The organism is Kitasatospora sp. GAS1066B, assembly GCF_041262605.1.
GTDB lineage: Bacteria > Actinomycetota > Actinomycetes > Streptomycetales > Streptomycetaceae > Kitasatospora.
The window spans coordinates 188,126-213,669 of sequence record NZ_JBGCCO010000010.1 but is presented as its reverse complement, the minus strand read 5'-3'; the positions used below and the strand labels follow the sequence as shown (position 1 = coordinate 213,669).

Below are 25,544 nucleotides of genomic sequence, written 5' to 3'. Positions count from 1 at the left end.
CGTCTGACCGCGCTCCGCGCTCGCCCGCAAGGTCGGTCGGGCGGCTGACGCGGCCGAGGCAGAGGGTGCGGAGGGGGAGCCAGTCGCGAGGCTGACGATCACCCCGGCGACGGTGACGGCTGCGGCCCCACCGGCGGCGACGCTCCAGAGCCTCGCGGACGGCCGAGGCGGTCCGGCCGCCGCAGAAGAATCGTTTCGCCTTACGGATCGGGAGGCCATGGGTCACACACCCATGCCGTACGTGATGCCGAAGATGGTGCCGAAGCTGGCGACGAGGAAGACGACGGTCAGGCCGCCGACCATCATGCCCTTGCCGCGCGAGCTTTCCATCGTGCTGTGGCCCTCGCCGAACCAGCCCTTGCTCTTGCCTACACCCGCGAGGAACGCCCCGGCGCCGATGACGAGAACAACAGCGGCAAGCACGCCGAGGATCACCTTGGCCGTACCGCCGAGCTTCGAGAACGGGCCCCAGTCCGGGGTCACCCCGGATACGATGTCAGCACCTCCAGCGAGCAAGGTGTGCAGGGAGGGGTCGGTCGCAGCAGACAGCAGAGTGTGCATTTCAGATCCTTAGTCCGTTAAGAGTTATTTGCGGTGATTTAGCTGATATGCCGCATTGCGACGATGGTGTTGATCGGGCCCGCAGAGCCGGTCCACTGGGCGAGCGGAGTGATCCGTACGACCGCTCCCGTGTGCGGCGCCTCGATGACCTGGCCGTCGCCGATGTACATAGCGACATGCCCAGGAGCCGCAGCGCTGCCGTCCGATCCTGGGGTGAACAGCAGGTCACCCGGGGCGAGTTGAGAGACGCTGGCCACGGCTGTGCCGGAATTGACCTGGTCGTAGGTCGTTCGGGGGAGGTTCACGCCGGCCGAGGCCCAGGCCATCTTGGTGAGTGAGGAGCAGTCGCAGCCGTCCGAACCCGCGTACGGCGAGACGCAGTTGCCGCCCCACTGGTACCAGGTCCCCAAGGCCGTCTTCGCTGCGGCCACCGCCCGAGCGGCGCCGTCACTGCCAGGGACGCCCGGCTGGATGGCGTCCGCCCACTTCGCGGCCAGGTCCCGGATGTTCTTCACGTAGTCCCGGGTCTCGGCGTACGGGGGAATGCCGCCAAACTTGATCACGGCACCACTGCCCGCGTTGTACGCCGCGAGCATGTTCTCCGTGGGATCCCCTGGCACGCCCTTGACTTCGTTGGCAAGGACGCAGTCGTACTTGGCTTGCGCCGCGACGGCGTCGGCCGGGTTGAAGACATCCTTGACTCCGTCGCCGTCCCCGTCCGCGCCGTACTGGGCCCAGGTGGATGGCATGAACTGCGCGATGCCTTCTGCTCCAACCGGCGACACGGCCTTGGGGTCGAAGCTGGACTCGGTGTAGAGCTGGGCCGCCAGGAGCGATGCCGTGACCTGCGGGCACTCGCCAGCGTGCTTATTGACGAGGTCGCGGACCCAGCCGGGAACGGGAGCGTCGGTGGCGATGCCACCGCCTGGGCCGGTCTCCTTGGCGGAGGCGGTGTCGGCCCCGCCGAACGTGGTCAGCAGTGTGATCCCCGAGACGGTCAGCGCCGCGACGAATCCCACGCCTGCTTGTGCGCCCTTGTTCATCGAGCCTCGTCACGCCCAGGGCAGCGCGGTGACGCGCCAGCCCTGGGAGGTCTGCCCCAGACGGAGGGCGAGCTGTTCGCTGCTGCGCTGTTCCGGCCCGGATTGCGGGGTGGTGGTGAGGGTGTAGTTCACGCGAATCAGAGCGGAGGTCTGCGTCGGGCCCGGAGCGCCGTCCGGAATTGCGGCAGAGGTGATCTCGACCGTCTGGACGGCCTGTTCGGCGCGCAGCTTGGCCCACGCGGCATCCTGGCTCGGCCGCTTCTGGCTCAGGATGTCCACCAGCTCACCGGCCGCGAACTTGGCTGCCCGGCCGCCAGCATCGGCGTAGGAGCCGTCCTTGCCGTCGCGAGCATCGTGCTCGACGTAGGCCGTGGTGAACGCCCGTGCTGTCACCTCGGCGTCCCCCGGCAGAGCTGTGCCCGGAGTCGCGGCCGGGCCTGCTGCGACAGCGGGAGCGTTCGACTCGGTGCTGTTCGCCGACACCGAGTGCGGCTGCGCGGTCGCGGCGCTGGAAGGGCTCGTCGGCGAGCTGGAGCAGCCGGCCGTGAGTACGGCCAGGGCCCCGACGCCGCCCATAGTGGCTGATATGCGTATGAAACGGATGGATCGAGGCATGCGGGAACCACAACCTTGGTGCGAAAGGGGATTTCGAGAGATCGGGGGTTGCGGCCCCAAAGAGAGGGGGCCGCAGCCCCCTTCGCGGAGGGAGAGAATTCCTCTGCGGTCTTTACCGGCGCTTCGCCAGAGAATTCGGGCCTTCGTTCGGCCCCGATGCCGAGCCCCATGTTCCCTCAGCTCATGGCATGGTTAAAAAGGGGCGGGCATGCGGATGACGCAATCACTCATATCAAGGCAATCATCCCCTTCTCGGAAAAGGTGAGCCCAGGCAAGAAGGCTCCATTTGGCCGGATCTGCCTTGTGGCGTTGGCCGTGCCCAAATCCTCGCAGAGGTCCGCGGACAACTCGAATCAGCAAAAAAGCCGGAACCTAATTCCTGGAATTAGGTTCCGGCTTCTTCCGCGAAAGGCTATTTCACGCGGTTTGGCGAAGGTGCTCGATCGCTACACCGAGCCAGGCGGCTGCGGGGCCGGTGATGAGCACCGGGGCGCACACGGCGTAGGAGAGTACGAGTTCGGCGGGGCCTGTCGTGACGGCCGTCAGGAGGGAGTGGTCGAACGGCAGCCAGTCCGGCGAACCGGACGGCCTGAGTCGCACTCCGGCGGAGGTCAAGACCAGCCGGGCCGGTGTGTGGTCGCGCCACTGCGGCTCGGCGGCAGCCTCCGCCTCTCGGCGCCGCCGGGCGTCGAGAGGGTTGGCTACCCACTGCTGGCCGAACGTCGGGTGGGTCTCGAAGTACCCGGTCGAGCGTCGGTGCTCGACCTCGGTCCCGTAGAACCGGGCGGCCGAACACCACACGTCCGCAAGGGCGACCTCACCCTCAGCCAGAGGGAAGTCCGCCATCGGGACCGGCGTCAACGGGCCGCCGTTCTGGAGGTGAAGCGCGAGCGCGGACGCTGCTTGCACGCCATCGGGACGGACGGCGTCCTCGGCCTGGTTCTGCCGGCGTCGCCACATGGTCTTTCCTTCCTGGTCAACAGGGTTGTGCGCGGTCGCTGCGGTGGGAGGCCGCAGCGACCGCGTGGCACCAATGAGATGAGATCACCAGATGGTGCTGGAGGCACCGGCGGGGGCTTCCGCGCGCCGGTCCTCTTCGTCCTTCAGCCGGGCCAGCAGGATGCCAAGGCGGTCATTGCTGATCGGCAGCCGAGCGCGGACCGCTTCCTGGATCGCGTCACGGCTGATCCGTCCCGCCTGGCGGGAAGCGGCCCGCGCGACCGGCAGCAGGTCGTGAAGCCACTCGTCGTCGGCCTCCCGATCCTGCGGGAGTTCGACGTCGTCCGGGACGGACGGCTCTTCGTCGTCCGCGTGGGTGCGGACCGCCTCCGGCGCCGGCGCCTCGGCCGCAGCCAGAGGCGGCAGCGCCTCCCGGTCCTGTGGGGCCCAGGCGCCGTTCGGGACGGGCAGCTCCTCGCCGTCCGTGCGGACGCGGACCGCCTCCGAGACCGGCGCTTCGGCCGCACCCGCAGACTGAGGTAGCGCCTCGCGGTCCGCAGGGGCGGTGGCGAGGTTGTCCACCTGGTCCTGCTCCTCGCCCGCAGGGCCCGCCGCTGCGGACGGGCGCACGCCTGAACCGTCCGGGGCAGGCTCGCTGTGCTGATAGCTGCCGCTTTTCCGCAGGTCAACGGTCGTACGAGTGGCGCTGACTGCCGGGGACGGTGGGGCTGCGACGCCGGTTGTCTCGGTCGTCGACGCGGCCTCCGCCGGGTGAGACTCCGGCGTTGTCGTGGTGCTGGCGGGTGGCGGAGCGTCTTGGCGGACCAGTCCGGGACCACCCTCCGTGCGGTCCGGGACGGACAATTCGGCGGTCCGCGCCATCAGGATGTACAGGTGCACGGAGCCCGCCAGCGCCAGCGGCGCGAGCATCGACAGCACCGCGACGACGGTGTCTGTGAGGTGCAGCGGGGACTGCGCGGACTGCGGACCGCGATTCAGCGTGATCGCGTGTAGGGCGTTCGCGCCCAGGCTCGCTGCGGTCGCCGAGAGGAAGAGGAACCAGGTGTACAGCCGCGCGAAGAACGGCCGGTGGCGAAGGAGGAGGATCGCCCGGACGCCGTACGCGATGAAGCCGTCGATGAACACGGGGAATAGGTAGCTCAGGCTCTCCCGTGCGTGGATCGCGATGGCGATCTGCCTGAGCGCGTCGTAAGAGAACGCGAAGCCGGCCGCGCCGAGCAGGGTGACCGCCGCGCGGTCCCAGCCGGTCATGCCTTGCAGGGAGACCGCGTTCCGCGGCTCTGCGTCCGTCTGCTCTATGTGTACGTGCGACATCAGAGGTTGCCTCCGTCGCGCGGGGCGATGAACGGCCAGGCCGGAGTCTGGGAGAGCAGCTGTCCGAGCTGTTCCAGGGATGCCACCTCGTGCAGGTGCTGGCTGGGGCAGCTGGTGCACGACACCCGCAGCGTGATGCGCTCGGTGCCGCCGTGGTCGGAGTAGTAGAGCTCCAACTGCTGGCCGCCGACGGTGTCGAGCGAGGCGAACGCCTGGAGGTGTTCCTCGAAGGACAGGAGGCCAATGGTCTCCCAGCCGAGCGAGGTTGCCTCGTCGCCGAGGAGCTGGCGTGCGTACCGCGCCGCCGCCTCGATGGACCTTGGGCCCCAGGCGCGGAAGGCGTCTTCCCGAGCGGCAGTGCGCCGCTTCTCGCCGACCGTGAGGTGTTCGGCCGCAGCGACCATGATCGGGTGGTTCATCGGGAGCCTTCCAGGAAGTAGCAGGTGGAGATTGTGTTGCTGTCGTTGGCGAGTCGAAGGAGGACGTCCGCGTGGCACGGCGCATCCAGAGGGCAGGTGCACATGAGGTCCCGGCCGCGAAGTGCATGGGCGAAGCGGTCGGCGTAGCAGTGACCTACCGGACCCCGCAGCATGGCTGCGAAGAGGTCCACCACCTCCGCCGCGTCCATCGGCGCTCCGACCAGCGATGGGCCGCGCTCCCCTGCCGTGAACGGGTTCGCGTACTTGCTGCGCGGCCCGACATACACACAGGCTGTGGACAGCCCGGCGGCGTCTGGGGCCGCTCCGCAGAGACGAACGGGCATCAGGCCGCCCTCCCGCCGCGCCGACGGTCAGCGCCGATCATCGGCACGAGGCTGGTCACCATCTCGGCAAGCCGACTTGCCACCCGGGCTCCGACGAAGTCGGTCAGGTCCGGCCCGTTCTCGTCCCGGGCGGGAAGGTTCGAGGTGATGACGGTCGGCAAGCAGTGGTTGTACCTGTAGTTGACGAGCCTGTACGTCACCTCTTCGACCCACTCCGAAGCCTTCGCGGTGCCGAGGTCGTCCAGCAGCAGGTACTGCACTTCGCTCAGCCGTCGCAGCTCACGCTCCGCCGCGCCCATGACCTGGGAGGGCCGCAGCCTGCCGTACATGTCGGCGCTGTTCACGGTGATCACCTCGAACCGGTCTGGGCCGCCGGCCGCGATCCGCCGCAGTGCGCCGAAAGCTTCGTGGGTCTTGCCAGTCCCGGTCTGGCCGGTGAGGAGCAGTGCACCGGCGGCGGCGTTGTCGATGAGCGCGCGATCGGCCCAGGCGGTGACCTCCGGAAGGGTCGCGTCGGCGTCGCGATACCGGGGCGGCGTCGCCGCGCTCCAGCGGCTCAGCGCGTACTCGGCGCGGGCGCGGTGGTGCCACTGCTGGTCGCCCGGGCTCTCCTCCGGCGAGGTGTCGCCGATGTCTCCCGGCACGACCTGTAGCCCTCTCGCGGCGAGAATTCGTTCCATGGCCCGCAGGGATGCGGCGCTGGCCACGCGCTCTGGCTGGGCCATGATCAGAATCCGTTCTGGTAGGCGCTGGGTTGGGCGGTGTTCTGGAACGGAACCCAGGTCCCGGGCTGCCGTCGCAGCGGGACGACGTTGGTCTGAGCCGTTGCTTCCGGGGCCTGCGCCGGGAGGTCCGCCCAGATGCGAAGCAGGTAGCGGGCGGACAGCGGCGGGCGGTCGGCGTTCCAGCGCCGGGCGACCATCTCGACCAGCCTGCCGTGGCCCCAGCGGGCCGCAAGAGCTGTTACCCGGTCCCATTCCGCTTCGGTCAGTCGCCAGCCGACGATCATTCCGGCACCCGTCATCGCTGTTACCAGCTCTTTGGCGCCTGCTGGGACGTCGACCGAGTTCTGTCCGGCCGGAGATTCTCGGAGATTTGAACCAGGAAAGCTAGCTTGCTTTTTGGTGGTGGTAATACTCCCGTAGGGAGTATTACCACCACGCGTATGCGATGACGAAACTTCCGACTCGCCATGCAGAGACTTCCACCTTGGGGCCGTCGGAGAGGTCTTCCGGGAAGATGCTTCCGGGAACCTTGTTCCGGGTTGCGGCATCTCCGGGGGCGAAGTAGGAAGTTCTGTGCTCGGAACGGCCGGAGTGCCGGCAGCCTGGTCAATGAGGAGGATCGAGTAACTGTTGGGGTTGGAGGCGCCCCCGCCGCGCTCGCGGCTGAGTTCGCCGAGCGACGCCAGATCTCCGAGGCACGTCGATATCGAGCGGACCGTGAGCCCGGTAAGCCGGGAGATCTCTTCCAGGGTCAGGGATGCACGACCCTTCTCGTCGGCCTCACGGGCGAGCGCGAGCAGGACGAGCCGTGATCCCCTGCACGACTTGGACTCTGACCACACCAGGTCCGTGGCTATTTCACTCATCAGAAGTTCCCGTCGAATATCGCTATGCGCCGTGCCGGTGCGAGGCCGAATGACTCATCGTCTTCCGGGATATACCCGTTCTGATGCGGTTCCGGGGTGAGATAGAGTTCCCCGGCCGGAAGGTAGAAGTCGTGGGCGACCCGCCAGTCGGCTTGGTCGCCGAAATAGCTTCGGATTAGGCGGACCGCTCCCTCCTCCGCTTGACGGTCGCGGACAAGGCGGTGGAAGTCCGGCTCGAAGAAGTAGGTGTCGGCCCGATGCTCCGGGTAAATCCGGACCAGAACCGCAGTGGGTGCTATTTTCCGAAGCGCCTGCCCGAGGCTCTTGTGCGTTGAGGCTGTGAGTTCGTCTTGAGACATGGTGAGGCTCCCGGACCGCAAGGGCTTCATTGCGGGGAAGAATCGTTTCCTCGCCACCGATTAGGCGGCATCGGTGCTGTGCATCGGCATCGGCGCGGCCTGCTCCGGCCGGTGCTTCTGGCGATGGGTGCGCGCGAGCTTCAACAGGTAGTCGTGCGTGACCCCGAGCCCCCTTGCGACAGCGCCAGGGTCCATCGACAGGTCCTCCGCGAACCGGGCAACCACCTCGTCCCGCTCAGCCTTGCTCAGCGTCGCGGTCGAACCCTGTAGCGCTCGCCGGACAGCGGACTCGTTCACGCGCTGCTGCCAACTCGTGCGCAGGGCCGAACGCTCCGAGGCCAGGAGGCCGCCTCGAATTCCGAACTCTTCGTTATCCCGCAAGGACTCGACCAGGCATCGGGCGGCTGTCGCCAGCGGGCACGATGCGCACAGATTCAGCGGCTTGACCAGAGCAAGGCGCAGGCGTTTCGCGGTCTCCACCGGGTCTTCCTGTGGTCCGTCCCCGGTAGGAAAGAAGATTTCGGTGTCCTGGCCATCGCATTTGGCGTCTTCGGCCCAGTGTTTCCCACTGGCCTTCCTGGATTCCCCGACAAGTGGGTTCCAGTCGCCCTGCAAAGCCGATTGGGCAAGGTGAGATACGGTGGGCCGCTGCTGGCTGTGGCCAGCTACTTGGGATGAGGTTCCCCCGGGCATGGCAAGCATGCGATACTCCATGGTTGCTAGGAGCGCGTGCAGCGGCCTCTCGCCAAAGATGTCCCGCTGCCCGCGTAGTAGTGAATCGGCGCCCTTCGGGTGCGCTGCCCCGGCGTCCAGGAGTTGGTAGCTCCAGGACGCCGGTCTCATTTCTGGCCGTCGTTACGGCATCGACCCCCCTCTCGCGCCCCACGTCTAGGCCGGGAGCAGAATCCACGGGGCGGTTCGGGGCGCACTTCCGCCCCCGTCCACACCCCGCCTGACCAGCAGAGACGGACTTTGGTGCGTCCTGCTGTTGGAAGTAACGTACACCAAAGTACGCGTGATGGGGAGACTAAAGTGCACCCGACTCCCCTAGGGGTGCCGGCGGCGCACTAGAGTGTGTACATCGCCGCATCTATGGAGCATCGCCTTGGGAGTCTTCAAGCACAGACTGAACCACCTCTTCGCGACCGTCCCGAGCCCAGCCGGGAGGAAGTTCACGAACCAGGAGGTGGCCGACCTCACTGCGGCCTGGGCTGCCGAGTCTGGAGACGAGGGCGGGAGCATCAGCGCCAGCTTGATCCAGAAGCTCCGCGCCGGCACGAAGGACAACCCGACCACCTCGACCGTCAAGGCGCTAGCGGCGGTCTTCAAGGTGCGAGCGAGCTACTTCATTGACGACGAGGAGCCCGCCGCCGCCCCGGCTGAGAGCGATTCGCCGGTGGGCCGGCAGGACTTGGAGCGACTTATCAAGGACAAGGCCGTTCAGAATCTCGCCCTGCGGGCTGACGGCCTGTCTCCGGAGACCCTGTCGACCCTCGCAGGATTCATCGAGCGGGCCCGCTCCCTGGAAGGTCTCGACAACAATAAGGAATCCGATGGTTAAGTCTTTGACTATCGCCAGGCCATCTGATCTGTAGTCAGATCACGTTTCGATCACATGGTTCATTACCGTAAGTGATGAACCATCGTCCGGGCGTTGATCCAGCCCGTAGCTGCGCGAGTCGAACATAACGCTCCGCAGTCTCCCGGTTCGGAAGTTGCGCGGGTCACATTTGACGCATCTGCCGTTCACCTAAGCTCTTGGCTTGAATCCGGGGGAGCGGAAGGAAAGTTCAGAACGGGAAAAGGATCATGCGTAACTGGCGCAGACAGGGCGGCCAGGGTAGCGGAGCAAGCGGCGATTTCTCTGCTATCGCAGCCACCCTAGATATACCGGTCCCGTTCACCATCGAGAAGCTGTGCCAAAGCATAGCTTCGAGGCGTGGGCGACCTATTCACATCCACGCGATAGAGCACAAGGGCGCGTCCAACAAGCTGCCGTGCGGCGCCTGGATCGCCCTGGAGAATGCCGACCACATCTTCGTGGAAAACGCGACGAGCCCGCTGCATCGCTCCCACATCATCCTTCACGAGCTGTGCCACATGCTGCTCGGGCACTCGTGCCTGCCTACGGAAGAACACGAGGTGCCGGTCGAGTCCTCCGACCGGCGACGCAGTCTTGCAGAAGTCCTCTCCGTCGAGGAGTGGGCCGGCTTCCCGATCAATCGCATCGTCAGTCTTCTCGGTCGCACGAGCTACACGCACGCCGACGAAAAGGATGCCGAAGGACTCGCAGGCGTGCTTGCCCGGCGGATTCGCCAGTCAGAAGAGGCAGCCAAGCGCCCAACCGACCCTCTGTCGAGCCACCTCTTGAACGCCCTGACCGAGTAGACGACCATGATCGTAATCAATCTGAGCGTCTGCGCAGCCCTGTGGGCCATCACGGTCTGGCGGGCGCCGGGAGCCTGGCGGAACAAGGAAAAGCGTCCCTTGTGGGCGGCCTTCTTCGTGCTCGGCTTGGAGATGTGCTTCTCCTCAGATCCGGCCGCCCGGTGGCTGGACACGACTATCGGGGTCAACAGCCTCTCCGCGCTGTTCAAGCACGCTGCGGCAGTCAGCGCTGCGGCATTCGTCCTACACTTCCTGGCTGCTGCAATGGCCAGCTCCCGGCCGGCTGCTGCAACCGGGGTGCGACTGATGCGCGTTGGGGTCGTGGTCCCTGTGGTGACGCTGGCGGTGATGATCACGTTGTTCGTGATGGCCGAGCGTCCGCACGAGGCCGTTGACCTGCTGACCGCCTACCCAGACGACCCCTTGGTGCTGGCGTACGTCCTGGTCTGGACCACGTACTTCGGGTGGGCCATGCTGACCGCCTCGCGGCTCTCGTGGCAGTGGTCTCGAAGGCCAGGTCCGGCGCTCCTCCGCCGGGGTCTTGGCCTGATCTGCCTCGGTACGAGTATCGGCATCCTCTACACGGTGCACCGCGCCTCGATGCTGTTCTTTGCCCGGTTCGACGTGCACCCGGTGCCAGCGGCAGCGGACGCTGCGCTGAACGGTCTCCTGGCCCTCGTGCCGCTGCTGCTGATCTGCGCCGGGAGCACCATGCCGACCTACCCCAAGGTGCGGACTGCCGTCCTTCAGCACCGCGATCTGACCAAGCTCTACCGACTGTGGGACCACCTCAGCGAGGCTGCCCCTCAGATCCGATACGGCCGCAAGCGGCACAGGGTGCACGACGCCCTCGACGTCCGTGACGCCCGCGGCCGTCTGTACCGGCGCACCATCGAGATCCGCGACGCCATCCTCATCCTGAACGGCAGTGCGCCGATGTCCGTTCGGCTTCGGGCAGCGGACCACGTCGAGGACGCTGGACTCGTAGGCCCTGCGGCCACCACCGCTGCTGACGCCTGCTGGCTGCGGGCTTCCCGCGAGGCCCACACCGCCGGACTCGCCCGCGCAGGAAGCCCGGAGGCACCTGCCCAGGCCGGCAGCGACCTCGACACCGAGGCCCGCCTCCTCCTAGACCTGTCCGACGCCTACTTCTCAGACCTCGCTGTGACCTTCGCCCGACAGCACGTCGAGCGGCTTAGCACCGCCCGTTCCGCCCCATCAGGAGCTACACCGTGACCTTCTCACCGCCCGCACCGCCCGCCTTCTCGGACTGCACCCCGGCCCAGAAGACCGCCAAGATCATCACGGATGTCCTCGCTCCTGCCAACCTGGTCATCGTCCTCTTGCTGCTCGTCGGCTGGCACAGCACCCACTCCTGGGCAGGCGTCGGCTGGGGACTCCTGGCCGCGCTCTTCTGCGGCGTGATCCCCATCAGCATCGTGCTGCTTGGCGTCAAGCGCGGAGAACTCACCGACAAGCACATCCGGGTTCGGCGCCAGCGGGTCATCCCGATGGCCCTCAGCCTCATCTCGGTAGTCGTCGGCATCACCCTGCTCTACGTCCTGAACGCCCCGTCCGACGTCTCTGCACTCGTGGTCGCCATGCTCGTCGGACTCGTCTCCTCGCTGCTGGTCACCATCCGCTGGCAGATCTCGATCCACAACTCCGTGGCGGGCGGGACCGTCATGATCCTTCTGCTGGTCTTCGGCCCCTGGGCGCTTCCCGCCGTACTCGGCGCCATCGCCATCGGCTGGTCCCGGATCATCCTCAAGGCCCACACGATCGCGCAGATCCTTGCTGGCACGGCTCTGGGCGGCACTGCTGCCCTGACGTTCGTCCTTCTTCGATAGCGAGGGCCCACGGGTCTGCGCTCACCGGCTGAGGGCCTCGTGACCGCCGTCTCCGGCCGCACCCTCGGGGCCTATCTCCGGGGCCGTCGTGGTGAGGACTCCATGCGGCTCATTGCGGACGCACTTGCTTGATCCGGACCAGCCACGGACCAAGGCTGGTGTCGGATCAGGTTTCAGCAGGTCAGGCCATGTTTACGCGACGGCCTGTAAATCTGTCGCGCAAGCTACGCAGGTTCGAACCCTGCACCAGCCACAGGATAGAGAGACGGCCCCCGATCTGCGGAAACGCAGGTCGGGGGTTGTTTCGTTGTGCTTCCGCCGCGCGAGCGCTGGGTGGTGAGGAATCGGCGTCTGTCTCACGCTGCATCACCCGACCCAGAAGCAGGCACCGGCTGGGTGGCTGAGGGAGCGTCGGGTCACGGGCGTCGCAGTCTGGGGGCAGGTCGGGAAGCTTCTGCGATCCGTGCTGCCCTGGCGCGCGGGCTGGTCAGGTTAGCCCGCACTCCCTTGAACGGCAGGGGTGCCTGAACCAGTCGATATCCCGTTCGATTGCCCGCGCTGCGTGACTACGCTGTGGCTCTACGACAGTGGGGGAAGGGGTGGGTGTCATGACGGCGTGGGTGCTGGTGTGCGACCCGGCGAGGTTCCGGATCGATGATCTTCGGGCGGAGGGTGGTGAGTTGGACTCATGGACGGTCCAGCGCAACCTGACGGAGATGCGGACGGGTGATCCGTTCGCACTGTGGGTGAGTGGTCCAGGCGGGGGTGTCGTTGCGGTTGGTGAGCTCACGGGAGAGCCGTCTTGGGTCGATGGCGCGGGGGCGGACGATCAGTACTGGGATGAGCCGCCAGGGGCGCGGGATGTGGTGCCGCTGACGGTCGAGACGTGGCTGGAGTCTCCGATCTCGCGCGAGTGGTTCAGGGACAATGGCGCCTTTGTCGGAGCTGAGATCCTGTCCCAGTCTTTGGAGGGGAGCCCGCACCGCCTGACCGATGAGCAGTGGGAGGTACTGGCCGCCGAAGCTCAGCGGGTGGTGGCTACGAGGCCGGGGAGTGCGCTGTCGGTGGATGAGGACTGGCCCCTCGAACCCGGGGAAGAGATACGCCGAGTTGAGCTCCATGACCGCTACGGGGGTAGCCGGCAGGGAGGCATCAGTCCGTCGGTGCGGTCCAAGAACGTCCTGTTCTTCACTGACGCCAGCACCGGTGAGCAGCACGGCTACGACGACCTCTGGGAGTCCGACGACCACTTCCGGTATACCGGTGAGGGGCAGAACGGCGATCAGGTCTTCACCAAGGGCAATAAGGCCATCCGGGATCACCTTGAGGACGGTCGGCACCTTCGACTCTTCATCGGCAGTCGCGGCACGGTTCGCTATGCAGGTGAGTGGATCCTTGACCCCAGTGAGCCGCACTCGTGGGGGCGAGCCAAATCCACGAACGGCGGACCCGAGCGGAAGGTTATCCACTTCCACCTGATCCGAGTGGGAGCCGCGGTAACCGCTCCGGGTGTGCCCGTGGGTTGTGACTATCGGGTCGAGGACGAGACCACGGTGCCGGCGCCAGCTAAGCCGAGCGCCCCGGACCCCGAGCTGATGGGGCAGAACCTCAGCACGCACCGGCACCTTCAGAACGCGCTTGCCAGGCAGGTGCGAGCACGGGGCATGAAGCCGTTGTCGCCGACGCCCGCCGACCCTGCCTTTGATATCGCGTGGCACGACGGGGACACGTTGACGGTGACTGAGGTGAAGTCCTTGCGGCCCGAGAACGAATCGCATCAACTGCGGACTGGGATAGGGCAGTTGCTGGACTATATGGATCAGCTCAGTGCGCGGGCACCGCAGGTGCGCGGAGTGTTGTGGCTGGAGCGGACGCCGTTGGAGGAGCGCTGGTTGGGTATCTGCGAACGGGCCGGGGTGACGCTCGCGTGGCCGGGAGCAGACGCCGACGTCTGGGGGTAGCAAGCGCGCAGCCGTCAGAGGGCCGTTGGGATGGGCGATAGGGGCGTCAGGGAAGCGTCAGGGCCCTGGAGCCGCGCGTGACGGTCCCGTTTGCTGGGGTGAGGTGACCCAGAGGGAGAAGGGGTGGGCGTGGTGGAGCGGCGGCGGGTCGTGGTGGGGGTGAGCGGGTCGCTGGGGAGTCTGGCGGCGTTGCACCGGGGGGTGGGGGAGGCTCGGCGGAGCGGGGCGGAGGTGCTCGCGGTGCTGGTCTGGATGCCGCCGGGTGGGGAGTACAGCTTCCGCCGCGCGCCCTGCCCGCCGCTGATGTCGGCCTTCCGGGAGGCCGCCGTGGAGCGACTGACGACGGCGCTGACGGAGGCGTTCCCGGCCGGGTTGGCGGACGTGCCGCTGCGCGCGGTCGCGGTGCGCGGGGAGCCGGGGGCGGCGCTGGTCGCGGCGGCGGACGGGCCGGATGACGTGTTGATCGTGGGTGCGGGGGAGCGGCGCTGGTGGCGACGGCTGGGTCCGTCGGTGAGCGGCTACTGCGTGCGGCGGGCCGAGTGCCCGGTGCTGGCGGTGCCCCGGCCGCTGCTGCAGCGTGAACTCGCGGTGATCCAGCGGCGCAACGCCTACCACCTGCCGCTGGAGCCCGTCGGCTGAGCCGGCTCAGCCGACCTGCACCGTGACGGTGTAGCTCTGCTGGCCGGGTGCGCACGGCTTGGCCTCGCCGCAGGAGGTGCGGGTGGCGGTCAGTTGGGCGCTGCCGGCCGTGCGGGCCTGAAAGGTGGTCAGCACGGTGCCGCAGCCGCCGCCCGGGTGGCAACTGGCGGGGGCCGGCGCGGTGGTGGCGCCGGTGGGCGCGAGCACCTGAGGCGCCGAACTGGTGAGCGGGGACCAGAAGGTGCTGTGCAGGGTGACCTGGACGGTGGCACCGACGGCGGCGTGGACGGTGCTGTGGTCGGCGTTGTCGTCGAGGCTGAGGACGACGGGGGTGCTGGCGGGGGTGCTGACGTGCTGGGTGCTACTGCCACAGGCCGTCAGGGCAAGGGGGAGGGCGAGGGCGAGCCCGATGAGCAGGTGGCGAGGGTGCGCAAGGTGAGCCATGTCGGTTCCTCCGTAAGACGGCTGCTTCGGACAGGGATCGGACGCACGAGGGGACGGTTCGGATCCCGCCACACACGAAAAGACCGGGGCGGGCCAGCTGGCCCGCCCCGGTCGTGGTGCTGGAAGACGCTGGAAGGTGCTACATCAGCCGACGTTCAGCGCAGCGTCGTCGAGGACGAAGCTGGTCTGGCCGTTGCCGCTCTCGCTGCCGGTGAACTTCAGCGTGACGCTCTGACCGGCGTAGGCCGACAGGTCGACGGTGTGCTGGGTGTAGCCGTTGGCCGCGTTCAGGTTCGAGAAGGTCTGCAGCGAGGTGCTGCCGGCCTGCAGGACCAGGGTGTCGTCAGCGGTCGAGTTGGTGTTGGCGGTGTCCACGTGCAGCCAGTAGGTGAAGGTGGCCTTGCAGCCGGCCGGGATCTTCACGGTCTGCGACACGGTGTCGGTGTGGACGCTGCCGTAGCCGTCCAGCCAGGCGTCGTAGCTGCCCGAGTGCGAGGGCTCGCTGCTCATGTCGCTGTTGATCACGCCGGAGGTCGCGGTCCACGGGGCCGCGCTGCCGGTCTCGAAGCCGCCGTTGCCGATCAGCTGCGCCGGGGTGCAGCTGCTGGAGGTGGTCACGGTGAAGCCGAAGGTCGCGGTGCCGGTGGCGCCGGTGGTGTCCTTGGCGGTGACGGTCACCGAGGAGGTGCCGGCGGCGGTCGGGGTGCCGGTGATCAGGCCCGAGGTGCTGATCGACAGGCCGGCCGGCAGGCCGGTGGCCGAGTAGGTCAGGCTCTGGCCCGAGGCGCTGTCAGTCGCCTTGACCTGCAGCGAGACGGCGGTGCCGACGGTGCCGCTCTGCGCGCCGGGGCTGGTCACCGTGACGGTGTTGCCGCCGGTCGAGCCGCCGCCGTTCACGATCGGGTGCGAGATGGAGCAGGCGTTGGTGTCGTTGGACCAGCTGGCCTGCTCGGCGAAGGTGCCGGTGGCGAAGCTGACCATGGCGGCGCCGCCGGCGGTGCCGGGCTTCAGCCAGGCGCACTCGTCGGAGTTCTCCTGGCCGTTGTAGGTGGCGTCACCGGTGTGGTTGGTCCAGCCGCCGGCCGGGTTCTGGTCCGACATCATCTCGTGCCACTCGTGGCCGAGGGTCATCGTGTAACCGTCGAGGGTGCCGGGCGAGTTGACGAAGCCCACGCCGCAGTTGGCGCCCTGGTCGATGTTGTACGGCTGGTTGCTGAACGCGATGTCGCCGTAGGGCGAGGACGCCGCGCCACCGGTCAGGGTGGTGTCGCCGTTCCAGTCGTGCCAGGCGCAGTACCCGGTGTTCGGGTCCTGGTAGTTGTCCGGGTCGGTGCCGTGCGGCGACAGCACGATGTAGTACGCGTCGCGGTTCGCGGCGGCCGTGGTGTTGCCGAAGTGGCCGGCGGCCTTGATGGCCTCCTGGGCCAGCTGGTTGCCGGTCGCGGCGCTCGGCGAGGCGGCCGAGTTGTCGTAGTAGACACCGGAGAGCACGCCACCGGCCTGGTACGGGATGAAGTTGGCGTTCGAGGGGCAGCTGGTGGCGCCGGAGGCCACGTTCGGGCCGTCGCACCACTGCGTCAGGTCGGCCGACCACAGCTCGTTGTTGGTGCCGATGCCCTTGAACATCTGCTGGGTGGCGCCCGCGGCGCCGGCCGAGTCGCCGGAGAACTTCGCGTTCCCGTTGCTGTCGGTGGTCTGAGAACCCCACTGCGAGCCGTAGAACACCAAGTAGACCTTGGAGTGGCCGCTCTGGACGCCGATGCCGTCCACGCCGCCGCCGTACGACAGCGTCTCCGCGCCGGTCGCGGCCGCCGAAGCCTGGTTCGCGATGGTGGCCCGGCGCTTGGCCTCGTACTGCTGGATGCCCGGGAGCTTGCTGGCGTTGATCGAGGAGCTGAACGGGTTGAACTCGTTCTTGATGGCGGAGCCGGCCAGGGCAGCGTTGTGGTGGGCCTGGCCCGAGACGGCCGGGACGGCGCCGTTGGCCGCGTTGCTGCTGGCCATGGCCGGGGCGGCCGCGGCGGTCAGACCGGCGGTGGCCAGGGCCAGTGAAGCGAGACCGGCGAGGGCGCTGTACCGCGCGGACCGGGTGGTGGGGGAAAGACCCATGTGGAGGGTTGCCTCTCTCATGCCGATCGGCTCACCGCCTCTTGGGCGGCTGGGCGATCTGTTGCGTGGACAGGAGCCGACGGCATTCCTCGGCCACGCACCGGCTCGGGGCGGCCGACCGGAATGCGGCGGCGGTCGCCGGAATTCGACACGAATTCCGCTCGAGCGCTGCCGGAAATGCCGGAAAAGCCGAAAAAGAACTGCCACCGATCTGGTACGGACCAAGGGAACTGATGGAGAGTCACCTTGTGGGGGGTGGTCCGCCGTCTGCCGGGCTGAAGCCAACCAGAGCTGATGAACGCGGGTCAACGGATTCGGTGGGGCAGTTCGTTCAATTAGATATTCCACTGAATACAGTGAATAGAAAGACGGCAGGTGGGCGCTGGTTTACGCGGGTAGCCGCTTGATCAAACTGTGACCCCTGACACTGAGTCAGCGCGGGCCCGACATCGAGTCAGGGGACGTCAACGGAGTGTCAGAATCACTGAAAGTACCGTTAGGAACGCGTATAGAACACGGATGGTTCGCCGCCGCTCCGGGGACGATGCGTAACGCAGCCGAGCACACAGGAGCCAGCCGATGTCCGTCACTCCAGACGCCGTTCAGGCCGAACCCCCGCATACCGGGGCGGTCGAGCCGGGCGCCCACGACGCCGATGCCCACGACGCCGACGCCCACGACGCCGATGCCCACGACGCCGACATCCACGAGGCCGCCGACCGCGCCCACGACCGGGACAAGCTGACCGCCCTCGGCGGTCTGGCCGCGCTCTCGCTGGACGCGATGGCCTCGGTCGCGTACGGGCCCGAGTCGATCGTCCTGGTGCTCGCCGCGGCCGGCAGCTACGGCCTCGGTTTCACGCTGCCGGTCACCGCCGCCATCGCGCTGCTGCTCGCGGTGCTCACCGCCTCCTACCGTCAGGTGATCGCGGCCTTCCCGGACGGCGGCGGCTCGTACGCGGTGGCCAAGACCCACCTGGGCCGGCGCACCGCGCTGACCGCCGCGGCCTCGCTGGTGATCGACTACATCCTCAACGTCGCCGTATCGGTCACCGCCGGCGTGGCCGCGCTCACCTCCGCCTTCCCTTCGCTCTACCCGGACCGGGTCTGGCTCTGCCTGGGCGTGCTGGTCCTGGTCACGGCGGTGAACCTGCGCGGCATCGCCGAGTCGGCCCGCTGGTTCATGCTGCCGACCGCGGTCTTCGTGCTCTCGATCATGGCGATCATCCTGATCGGCCTGTTCCGCTCGACCCCGGCCAGCACCGCGGCCGCCGCCGGGCACGCCTCCGCGCTGGCCGCCAACGCGACCTCGGTGGGCGCGCTGCTGCTGCTCAAGGCCTTCGCCTCCGGCTGCTCGGCGCTGACCGGCGTCGAGGCGGTGGCCAACGCGGTGCCCTCGTTCCGGGCTCCCCGGGTCAAGCGGGCCCAGCACACCGAGGTGGCCCTCGGCGCCGTGCTCGGCGTGATGCTGATCGGTCTGGCCGTGCTGATCGGCCGCTTCCACCTGCAGCCGGTGGCGGGTGTCACCGTGCTGGCCCAGCTGGCCGACGCCTCGCTCGGCCACGGATTCGGCTTCTACGTGGTCCAGTTCGCCACCGTGATCCTGCTGGCGCTGGCCGCCAACACCTCGTTCGGCGGCCTGCCGGTGCTGATGCGCCTGCTGGCCCGGGACAACCACCTGCCGCACGTCTTCGCGCTGCGTGCCGACCACCAGGTGCACCGGCACGGCGTGCTCTTCCTGGCCGTGGTCTCGGCCGGCCTGCTGGTGGCCTCCGGCGGGGACGTGAACAGCCTGGTGCCGCTCTTCTCGATCGGCGTCTTCGTCGGCTTCACCATCTGCCAGATCGGCATGGTCAAGCACTGGTGGCTGTGCCGCTGTCCCGGGTGGCGCGGCAAGGCGGCGCTGAACGGCTTCGGCGCGCTGCTGACCGGCGTCGCCACCCTGGTGGTCACCGGGACCAAGTTCACCGAGGGCGCCTGGGGCATCGTGGTCGCGCTGCCGCTGCTGGTGCTGCTCTTCGAGCTGGTGCACCGGGCGTACGCGCGGATCGGCGAGCGGCTGGAGCTGGGCCGGATCCCGGGGCCGCTGACCCCGCAGCGCTCGCTGGTCGTGGTACCCGTCCACTCGCTCACCCGGATGACCCGGGAAGCGCTCTCCGCCGCCCTCTCGCTCGGCGACGAGGTGCTCGCGGTGACCGTGGTGCCCACGGAGCCGGACGCCGAGGACCGGCAGTCGGCCGAGGCGCTGCGCCGGGACTGGGAGCTGTGGCAGCCGGGCGTGCCGCTGGTCGAGGTGCGGGACGCGCACCGGCGGCTCGGCCGGCCGCTGGTCGGCTTCGTCAACGGGCTGGCCGAGCAGCCGCGCGCCGAGGACGGCGGATTCGACCGGATCACGGTGCTGATCGCCGAGGTCGAACCGGTGCACTTCTGGCAGCGGGCGCTGCAGAACCAGCGCGGGGTGCTGATGGACCGGGCGCTGCGCCGCGGCACCGACGCGGTGGTCTGCCGGCTGCGGCTGCGGATGTAGCGCGAGGGTCGGCGAGGCAGCGAAGCCGGGACGGGTCGGGAGACCGCCGGCCCCGCGAGTCGCCCGTGGCCGATACGCAGCGGACGCATACGCTCACGCTGTGTTCAACCTGCCCCAGGCGCTCAAACGCCTCGTGATCGGTAAGGCCATGCGCAGCGAGGAGCTGGGCGAGACCCTGCTGCCCAAGCGGGTGGCACTGCCGATCTTCGCGTCCGACCCGCTCTCCTCGGTGGCCTACGCGACCGAGGAGATCCTGCTGGTGCTCACGGTCGGCGGCACCGCCTTCCTCTACCTGACGCCGTGGATCGCGGCCGCCGTGGTGGCCCTGATGGCGGTCGTGGTGCTCTCCTACCGGCAGGTGGTGCACGCCTACCCGGGCGGCGGCGGCTCGTACGAGGTGGTGACGCAGAACCTCGGCGACCGGTTGGGCCTGGTGGTGGCCGCCTCGCTGATGGTCGACTACGTGATGACCGTGGCGGTCTCGGTCGCCTCGGGGGTGGACAACATCATCTCGGCGTTCCCGGCGATCGGCGACCTCCGGGTCCCGATGGCCTGCGGGTTCGTCGCGCTGCTGGCCGCGGTGAACCTGCGCGGGGTCCGCGAGTCGGGCAAGGCCTTCGCGGCGCCGACGTACCTGTTCATCTTCGGCATCATGCTGATGGTGATCACCGGCCTCCTCAAGACGGCCTTCGGTCACAAGCCGGTGGCCTCCAGTGCCCAGTACGCGATCCTGCCGACCGACCACAACGGCACGCTGGCCGGCATCGCGCTGATCATGCTGGGCCTCAAGGCCTTCGCCTCCGGCTGCACCGCGCTGACCGGCGTCGAGGCGATCTCCAACGGCGTGCCGGCCTTCCGAAAGCCCAAGTCGAAGAACGCCGCCACCACGCTGGCCGCCATGGGCATCACGGCCGTGGTGATGTTCGTCGGCATCACCGCCCTGGCGCTGATCACCAAGGTGCACAAGACCAACGACACCTGCCAGCTGGTCGGCTACCCGGGCGACTGCCACACGGCGTCCCAGCCGACCGTCATCGCGCAGCTGGCCGCCGCGATCTTCGGCGGCGACCACAGCTTCCTCTTCTACTTCATCCAGGCCGTCACCGCCCTGGTGCTGATCCTGGCCGCCAACACCGCCTTCAACGGGTTCCCGCTGCTCGCCTCGATCCTGGCCCAACACAGCTACCTGCCGCGGCAGTTCCACACCCGCGGCGACCGGCTCGCGTTCTCCAACGGCATCATCGCGCTGGCCGTGGTGAACATCCTGCTGCTGTGGGGCTACAAGGCGAACGTCTCCAACCTGATCCACCTGTACATCCTGGGCGTGTTCACCTCCTTCACGCTCTCCCAGATCGGCATGGTCCGGCACTGGAACGAGGTGCTCGGCAACGAGAGCGACCCCGCGGTGCGGGCCCGCGCCCGGCGCTCCCGGGTGATCAACGCGTTCGGCGCCTGCACCACGGCCCTGGTCTTCGTGATCGTCATGGCCACCAAGTTCCTGGAGGGCGCCTGGCTCGCGGTGCTCGCCGCGATCGTGCTCTTCACGATGATGCGCGGCATCCGCAGGCACTACGACGCGGTCGCCGAGGAGTTGACGGTGGACGATCCGCACGCGGAGGCGGTGCGCCCGTCCAAGGTGCGCGGCATCGTGCTGGTCTCCAAGCTGCACAAGGCGACGCTGCGGGCACTGGGGTACGCCGAGGCGTTCCGCCCGGACTCGCTGGAGGCGCTCAGCGTCGCGGTGGAGAAGGACGACGTCGAGGAACTCAGGCGGCAGTGGAACGAGTTCGACATCCGGGTGCCGCTCAAGGTGCTGGACTCGCCCTACCGCGAGATCACCAAGCCGGTGGTGGCCTACGTCCGCTCGGTGCGCCGCACCAGCCCCCGGGACGCCGTCGCGGTCTTCATCCCGGAGTACGTGGTCGGCCACTGGTGGGAGCACCTGCTGCACAACCAGTCCGCGCTCTGGCTGAAGAGCCGGCTGCTCTTCACACCCGGCGTGATGGTGATCAGCGTGCCCTGGCAGCTCTCCTCGGCACCGCGCGCCGATCACCCGGCCCGCCGGGGCCCCGGCTCGATGCGCCGCGGTGAGCCGGGTGGCGGCCAGCAGGAGAAGCGCGAGCGGATCGAGGCACCGGAGAACGTGTGACCCGAGAACGTGTGACCGGGGACGTCTGACCGGGGACGTCTGACCTGACCGATCATCACGAACGAGTGACGGGAGCCCGGGCGGATCATCCGCCCGGGCCCCGCGCCGTTGCCGCCGTGTTATCGCCCCGTGACCGGCCCTCGATACGGCGTATGGAGGCCGTCAACAGGGCGATGGTCGCCGTATGGAGGCCGTCAAGAACGGCCGGTACGGCTCGAACACACGATTTGCTACTCCAGCCGGTCTGCCGCCGGTGTCGTGTGGAGCCGTTCGGCCGCCCACGGCCAGGTTCCTGAAGCAACTGGTGGAGCTCATGCTCGATCTCGTCTTCGTCGGCATCACGGTCGCCGTGTTCGCCGTCCTTGCTCTGATCGCGCGGGGGGTGGAGAAGCTGTGAGTGTCGAGAATCTCGCAGGTCTCATCGTCGCTGTCGTCCTCGTCGGCTACCTCGTCGTGGCGTTGATCTACCCGGAGAAGTTCTGACATGAGCTCCACTCTCGCGGGCTGGCTGCAGGCCCTCGCCCTGGTGGGCGCGCTCGCACTCTGCTACCGGCCGCTCGGCGACTACATCGCCAAGCTGCTCACTACGACCAAGCACCTCGCGGCCGAGCGCGGCCTCTACAAGGTCATCGGGGTCGACGGCGACGCCGACCAGCGCTGGCCCTCCTACCTCCGCTCGCTGCTGGCCTTCTCGGCCGTCAGCGTCCTCTTCCTCTACCTGCTCCAGCGGGTCCAGAGCCACCTGATGCTCAGCCTCGGGTTCAAGGCCGTCAACCCGCACGGCGCCTGGAACACCGCGATCTCGTTCGTGACCAACACGAACTGGCAGGACTACAGCGGCGAAGCGACCATGGGCCACGTCGTCCAGATGGTCGGCCTCACGGTGCAGAACTTCCTGTCCGCCGCCGTCGGCATCGCGGTCGTCGCCACCCTGATCCGCGGCTTCACGCGCAGCAAGACCGACCGGGTCGGCAACTTCTGGGTGGACATCACCCGGATCAGCTTCCGCCTGCTGCTGCCGGTCTCGATCGTGCTGGCCCTGGTCCTGGTGGCCAACGGCGCGATCCAGAACTTCCACGGCTTCCACGAGCTCAGCACCCTCACCGGCGACAGCCAGTCGATCCCCGGTGGTCCGGTGGCCTCGCAGGAGGTCATCAAGGAGCTGGGCACCAACGGTGGTGGCTTCTTCAACGCCAACTCGGCGCACCCGTTCGAGAACCCGACCGGTTTCACCAACTGGCTGGAGATCTTCCTGCTGCTGGTGATCTCGTTCTCGCTGCCCCGCACCTTCGGCAAGATGGTCGGCGACAACCGCCAGGGCTACGCGATCGTCTCGGTCATGGCCTCGTTCTGGGTGGCCTCGGCCGCGCTGATGACCTTCTTCGAGACCCACCCGGCGGGTGTGGCGCTCAAGGCGGCCGGCGGCGCGATGGAGGGCAAGGAGGTCCGGTTCGGCCTCTGGGGCACCAGCCTCTTCGCCACCTCCACCACGCTGACCTCCACCGGTGCGGTCAACGGCATGCACGACTCGCTCACCCCCGGCGGTGGCGGTGTCGCGATGTTCGACATGATGCTCGGCGAGATCGCGCCCGGCGGTACCGGTTCGGGCCTCTACGGCATGCTGATCCTGGCCATCGTGGCGGTCTTCGTCGCCGGCCTGATGGTCGGCCGCACCCCCGAGTACCTGGGCAAGAAGCTCGGCGGCCGGGAGATGAAGTTCGCCTCCCTCTACATCCTGACCACCCCGCTGATCGTCCTGATCGGCACCGGCGTCGCGATGGCGCTGGGCGGTGAACGGGCCAACATGCTCAACACCGGGGCGCACGGGTTCTCCGAAGTGCTCTACGCCTTCACCTCAGCGGCGAACAACAACGGTTCCGCCTTCGCGGGCATCACCGTGACCTCGCCCTGGTGGGACACCGCGCTCGGCCTCGCGATGGTCTTCGGCCGCTTCCTGCCGATCGTCTTCGTGCTGGCGCTGGCGGGCTCGCTCGCCCAGCAGCAGCCGGTCCCCGCCACCAAGGGCACCCTGCCCACTCACAAGCCGCTTTTCGTGGGGCTGCTGTCGGGCGTCGTCCTGATCGTGGTCGGCCTCACCTACTTCCCGGCCCTGGCTCTCGGGCCGATCGCGGAAGGTCTGCACTGATGTCGTCCACCCTTACTCCCGTCCCCGTCGAGCAGACGGAGACCGCCCAGCAGCCGCACCGCGTTCAGTCCGGCCTGCTCGATCCCAAGCTGATCGTCGCCGCCCTCCCGGACGCGTGCAAGAAGCTCGACCCGCGGGTCATGATCAAGAACCCGGTCATGTTCGTGGTCGAGGTCGGTTCGGTGGTCACCACCATCGACGCGATCGCCAAGCCGTCGGTCTTCGCCTGGGCGATCACCGTCTGGCTCTGGCTCACGGTGATCTTCGCCAACCTGGCCGAGGCCGTCGCCGAGGGCCGTGGCAAGGCGCAGGCCGACACGCTGCGCCGCACCAAGACCGAGACCATGGCCCGGCGCCTGGTCGACTGGCCCGCCTCGCAGAACGAGGAGGAGGTGGCCGGCACCGAGCTGCGGCTCGGCGACCACGTGGTGATCGAGGCCGGCCAGATCATCCCCGGCGACGGCGACGTCGTCGAGGGTGTGGCCAGCGTCGACGAGTCGGCGATCACCGGTGAGTCCGCGCCGGTGATCCGCGAGTCCGGTGGTGACCGCAGCGCGGTCACCGGTGGCACCAAGGTGCTCTCCGACCGGATCGTGGTGAAGATCGCCTCCGAGCCCGGCAAGTCCTTCATCGACCGGATGATCGCCCTGGTCGAGGGCGCCTCGCGGCAGAAGACGCCGAACGAGATCGCGCTCAACATCCTGCTGGCCTCGCTGACCATCGTCTTCCTGGTCACCGTCGCCGCGCTGCAGCCGATGGCCGCCTTCGCCGGCGCCCCGCAGACCCTGATCGTCCTGGTCTCGCTGGTCGTCGCGCTGATCCCGACCACGATCGGCGCGCTGCTCTCCGCGATCGGCATCGCCGGTATGGACCGCCTGGTGCAGCGCAACGTGCTCGCCATGTCGGGCCGCGCGGTCGAGGCCGCCGGTGACGTCAACACCCTGCTGCTGGACAAGACCGGCACCATCACCCTGGGCAACCGCCAGGCCGCCGAGTTCCTGCCCGCCCAGGGCGTGGACACCGGCGAGCTCGCCGACGCCGCGCAGCTGTCCAGCCTGGCCGACGAGACCCCCGAGGGCCGCTCGATCGTGGTGCTCGCCAAGACCGAGTACGGCCTGCGGGCCCGCGCTCAGGGCGAGTTGGAGCACGCCACCTGGGTCCCGTTCACCGCCCAGACCCGGATGTCCGGTGTCGACCTCGACGAGGCCGACGGCGTGCACCAGGTCCGCAAGGGTGCGGCCGGCTCGATCATCCGCTGGGTCACCGAGAACGGCGGCACGGTCGGCGCCGACGTCGCCGAGCTGGTCGACGGCATCTCCGCCGCGGGTGGCACCCCGCTGGTGGTCGCCAGCAAGATCGGCAACGCGCCTGCCCGCGCCCTCGGGGTCATCTACCTCAAGGACGTGGTCAAGGAGGGCATGAAGGAGCGCTTCGACGAGCTCCGCCGGATGGGCATCAAGACCATCATGATCACGGGTGACAACCCGCTGACCGCCAAGGCGATCGCGGAGGAGGCGGGCGTGGACGACTTCCTCGCCGAGGCCACCCCCGAGGACAAGATGGCGCTGATCAAGAAGGAGCAGGAGGGTGGCAAGCTGGTCGCGATGACCGGTGACGGCACCAACGACGCTCCGGCCCTCGCGCAGGCCGACGTGGGTGTGGCGATGAACACGGGCACCATGGCGGCCAAGGAGGCCGGCAACATGGTGGACCTGGACTCCAACCCCACCAAGCTGATCGAGATCGTCGAGATCGGCAAGCAGTTGCTGATCACCCGTGGTGCGCTGACCACCTTCTCGATCGCCAACGACGTCGCGAAGTACTTCGCGATCATCCCGGCGATGTTCGCCAGCGTGTACCCGGGCCTGGGCCACCTCAACATCATGGCCCTACACAGCCCGAAGTCCGCGATCACCTCGGCGATCATCTTCAACGCCCTGGTCATCATCGGCCTCATCCCGCTCGCCCTGCGCGGCGTGAAGTACCGTCCTTCCGACGCCAGCTCGCTGCTCCGCCGGAACATCGGGATCTACGGCATCGGCGGTCTGATCGTCCCGTTCATCGGGATCAAGCTGATCGACCTGATCGTCCAGTTCATCCCCGGCCTGCGCTGAGAAACGGAGGAA

25 protein-coding genes are annotated in these 25,544 nt (G+C 68.1%); 12 read left to right on the top strand and 13 right to left on the bottom strand.

Annotated features, from left to right (window positions below; all coding sequences use genetic code 11):
* Positions 1-222 precede the first annotated feature (222 nt).
* From ABH937_RS14070 to ABH937_RS14020, 11 genes are all read right to left on the bottom strand, one after another.
* Positions 223-561: a hypothetical protein gene (locus tag ABH937_RS14070; RefSeq protein ID WP_280664010.1), complete on the bottom strand. Its 339-nt coding sequence runs from the start codon at positions 559-561 to the stop codon at positions 223-225.
* A 38-nt stretch (positions 562-599) separates the two neighbouring features.
* Positions 600-1,604 carry a bifunctional lytic transglycosylase/C40 family peptidase gene (locus tag ABH937_RS14065; RefSeq protein WP_280664011.1) on the bottom strand — a complete coding sequence of 335 codons (1,005 nt, stop codon included), beginning with the start codon at positions 1,602-1,604 and terminating at the stop codon, positions 600-602.
* Between the two features lie 9 nt (positions 1,605-1,613).
* A complete protein-coding gene (locus ABH937_RS14060; RefSeq protein ID WP_370218329.1) occupies positions 1,614-1,997 on the bottom strand; it encodes a hypothetical protein in 384 nt (127 codons plus the stop codon).
* A 639-nt stretch (positions 1,998-2,636) separates the two neighbouring features.
* A complete protein-coding gene (locus ABH937_RS14055; RefSeq protein ID WP_280664013.1) occupies positions 2,637-3,179 on the bottom strand; it encodes a hypothetical protein in 543 nt (180 codons plus the stop codon).
* A gap of 84 nt (positions 3,180-3,263) precedes the next feature.
* Complete coding sequence (locus ABH937_RS14050) at positions 3,264-4,430, bottom strand: DUF2637 domain-containing protein (protein WP_280664014.1); 1,167 nt, start codon at positions 4,428-4,430, stop codon at positions 3,264-3,266.
* Positions 4,431-4,492: 62 nt separating this feature from the next.
* On the bottom strand, positions 4,493-4,912 hold the full coding sequence (locus ABH937_RS14045; protein ID WP_280664015.1) for a DUF6195 family protein: 420 nt from the start codon (positions 4,910-4,912) through the stop codon (positions 4,493-4,495).
* Complete coding sequence (locus tag ABH937_RS14040; protein WP_280664016.1) at positions 4,909-5,256, bottom strand: DUF4326 domain-containing protein; 348 nt, start codon at positions 5,254-5,256, stop codon at positions 4,909-4,911. The genes ABH937_RS14045 and ABH937_RS14040 overlap by 4 nt, the downstream gene beginning before the upstream one ends.
* Positions 5,256-5,981, bottom strand: a complete 726-nt coding sequence (locus ABH937_RS14035) for an ATP-binding protein (protein WP_280664017.1) — start codon at positions 5,979-5,981, stop codon at positions 5,256-5,258. The genes ABH937_RS14040 and ABH937_RS14035 overlap by 1 nt, the downstream gene beginning before the upstream one ends.
* 2 nt (positions 5,982-5,983) lie before the next feature.
* Positions 5,984-6,280 (bottom strand): hypothetical protein, encoded by a 297-nt coding sequence (locus ABH937_RS14030; protein WP_280664018.1) that lies wholly within the window; start codon positions 6,278-6,280, stop codon positions 5,984-5,986.
* A gap of 566 nt (positions 6,281-6,846) precedes the next feature.
* Positions 6,847-7,206 (bottom strand): hypothetical protein, encoded by a 360-nt coding sequence (locus ABH937_RS14025; protein ID WP_280664019.1) that lies wholly within the window; start codon positions 7,204-7,206, stop codon positions 6,847-6,849.
* Between the two features lie 60 nt (positions 7,207-7,266).
* Positions 7,267-7,920, bottom strand: coding sequence for a WhiB family transcriptional regulator (locus tag ABH937_RS14020; RefSeq protein ID WP_370218328.1), 654 nt, complete (start codon positions 7,918-7,920; stop codon positions 7,267-7,269).
* Positions 7,921-8,311: 391 nt separating this feature from the next.
* Here ABH937_RS14020 and ABH937_RS14015 point away from each other — a divergent pair, with 391 nt between their 5' ends.
* The 6 genes from ABH937_RS14015 (at position 8,312) to ABH937_RS13990 (ending at position 14,044) form a co-directional block, all read left to right on the top strand.
* Positions 8,312-8,767 carry a transcriptional regulator gene (locus ABH937_RS14015; RefSeq protein ID WP_280664021.1) on the top strand — a complete coding sequence of 152 codons (456 nt, stop codon included), beginning with the start codon at positions 8,312-8,314 and terminating at the stop codon, positions 8,765-8,767.
* 248 nt (positions 8,768-9,015) lie between these two features.
* Positions 9,016-9,594 (top strand): hypothetical protein, encoded by a 579-nt coding sequence (locus tag ABH937_RS14010; RefSeq protein WP_280664022.1) that lies wholly within the window; start codon positions 9,016-9,018, stop codon positions 9,592-9,594.
* A gap of 6 nt (positions 9,595-9,600) precedes the next feature.
* A complete protein-coding gene (locus ABH937_RS14005) occupies positions 9,601-10,830 on the top strand; it encodes an MAB_1171c family putative transporter (protein ID WP_280664023.1) in 1,230 nt (409 codons plus the stop codon).
* A complete protein-coding gene (locus tag ABH937_RS14000; protein WP_280664024.1) occupies positions 10,827-11,444 on the top strand; it encodes a hypothetical protein in 618 nt (205 codons plus the stop codon). Before ABH937_RS14005 ends, ABH937_RS14000 begins: the two co-directional genes overlap by 4 nt.
* A gap of 608 nt (positions 11,445-12,052) precedes the next feature.
* Positions 12,053-13,405 carry an EVE domain-containing protein gene (locus ABH937_RS13995; protein ID WP_370218327.1) on the top strand — a complete coding sequence of 451 codons (1,353 nt, stop codon included), beginning with the start codon at positions 12,053-12,055 and terminating at the stop codon, positions 13,403-13,405.
* A 123-nt stretch (positions 13,406-13,528) separates the two neighbouring features.
* Positions 13,529-14,044, top strand: a complete 516-nt coding sequence (locus ABH937_RS13990) for a universal stress protein (RefSeq protein ID WP_280693278.1) — start codon at positions 13,529-13,531, stop codon at positions 14,042-14,044.
* A 6-nt stretch (positions 14,045-14,050) separates the two neighbouring features.
* Here the strand turns inward: ABH937_RS13990 and ABH937_RS13985 are convergent, their stop codons facing one another.
* Both ABH937_RS13985 and ABH937_RS13980 read right to left on the bottom strand, forming a co-directional pair.
* Positions 14,051-14,488 carry a hypothetical protein gene (locus ABH937_RS13985; protein ID WP_280693277.1) on the bottom strand — a complete coding sequence of 146 codons (438 nt, stop codon included), beginning with the start codon at positions 14,486-14,488 and terminating at the stop codon, positions 14,051-14,053.
* Positions 14,489-14,632: 144 nt separating this feature from the next.
* Entirely contained in the window at positions 14,633-16,618 is a 1,986-nt protein-coding gene (locus ABH937_RS13980) for a putative Ig domain-containing protein (protein WP_370218326.1), read from the bottom strand.
* 558 nt (positions 16,619-17,176) lie between these two features.
* Here ABH937_RS13980 and ABH937_RS13975 point away from each other — a divergent pair.
* From ABH937_RS13975 to kdpB, 6 genes are all read left to right on the top strand, one after another.
* Entirely contained in the window at positions 17,177-19,123 is a 1,947-nt protein-coding gene (locus ABH937_RS13975) for an APC family permease (RefSeq protein WP_370218325.1), read from the top strand.
* A gap of 148 nt (positions 19,124-19,271) precedes the next feature.
* Positions 19,272-21,272, top strand: coding sequence for an APC family permease (locus ABH937_RS13970; RefSeq protein WP_280693350.1), 2,001 nt, complete (start codon positions 19,272-19,274; stop codon positions 21,270-21,272).
* Positions 21,273-21,456: 184 nt separating this feature from the next.
* Entirely contained in the window at positions 21,457-21,669 is a 213-nt protein-coding gene (locus ABH937_RS13965) for a hypothetical protein (protein WP_280693274.1), read from the top strand.
* Positions 21,666-21,755, top strand: a complete 90-nt coding sequence (gene kdpF / locus ABH937_RS13960) for a K(+)-transporting ATPase subunit F (protein WP_184937114.1) — start codon at positions 21,666-21,668, stop codon at positions 21,753-21,755. The genes ABH937_RS13965 and kdpF overlap by 4 nt, the downstream gene beginning before the upstream one ends.
* A gap of 1 nt (position 21,756) precedes the next feature.
* Complete coding sequence (gene kdpA, locus ABH937_RS13955) at positions 21,757-23,418, top strand: potassium-transporting ATPase subunit KdpA (RefSeq protein ID WP_280693273.1); 1,662 nt, start codon at positions 21,757-21,759, stop codon at positions 23,416-23,418.
* Positions 23,418-25,532, top strand: a complete 2,115-nt coding sequence (gene kdpB, locus ABH937_RS13950) for a potassium-transporting ATPase subunit KdpB (RefSeq protein ID WP_370218324.1) — start codon at positions 23,418-23,420, stop codon at positions 25,530-25,532. Before kdpA ends, kdpB begins: the two co-directional genes overlap by 1 nt.
* The last annotated feature ends 12 nt before the right edge of the window (positions 25,533-25,544 follow it).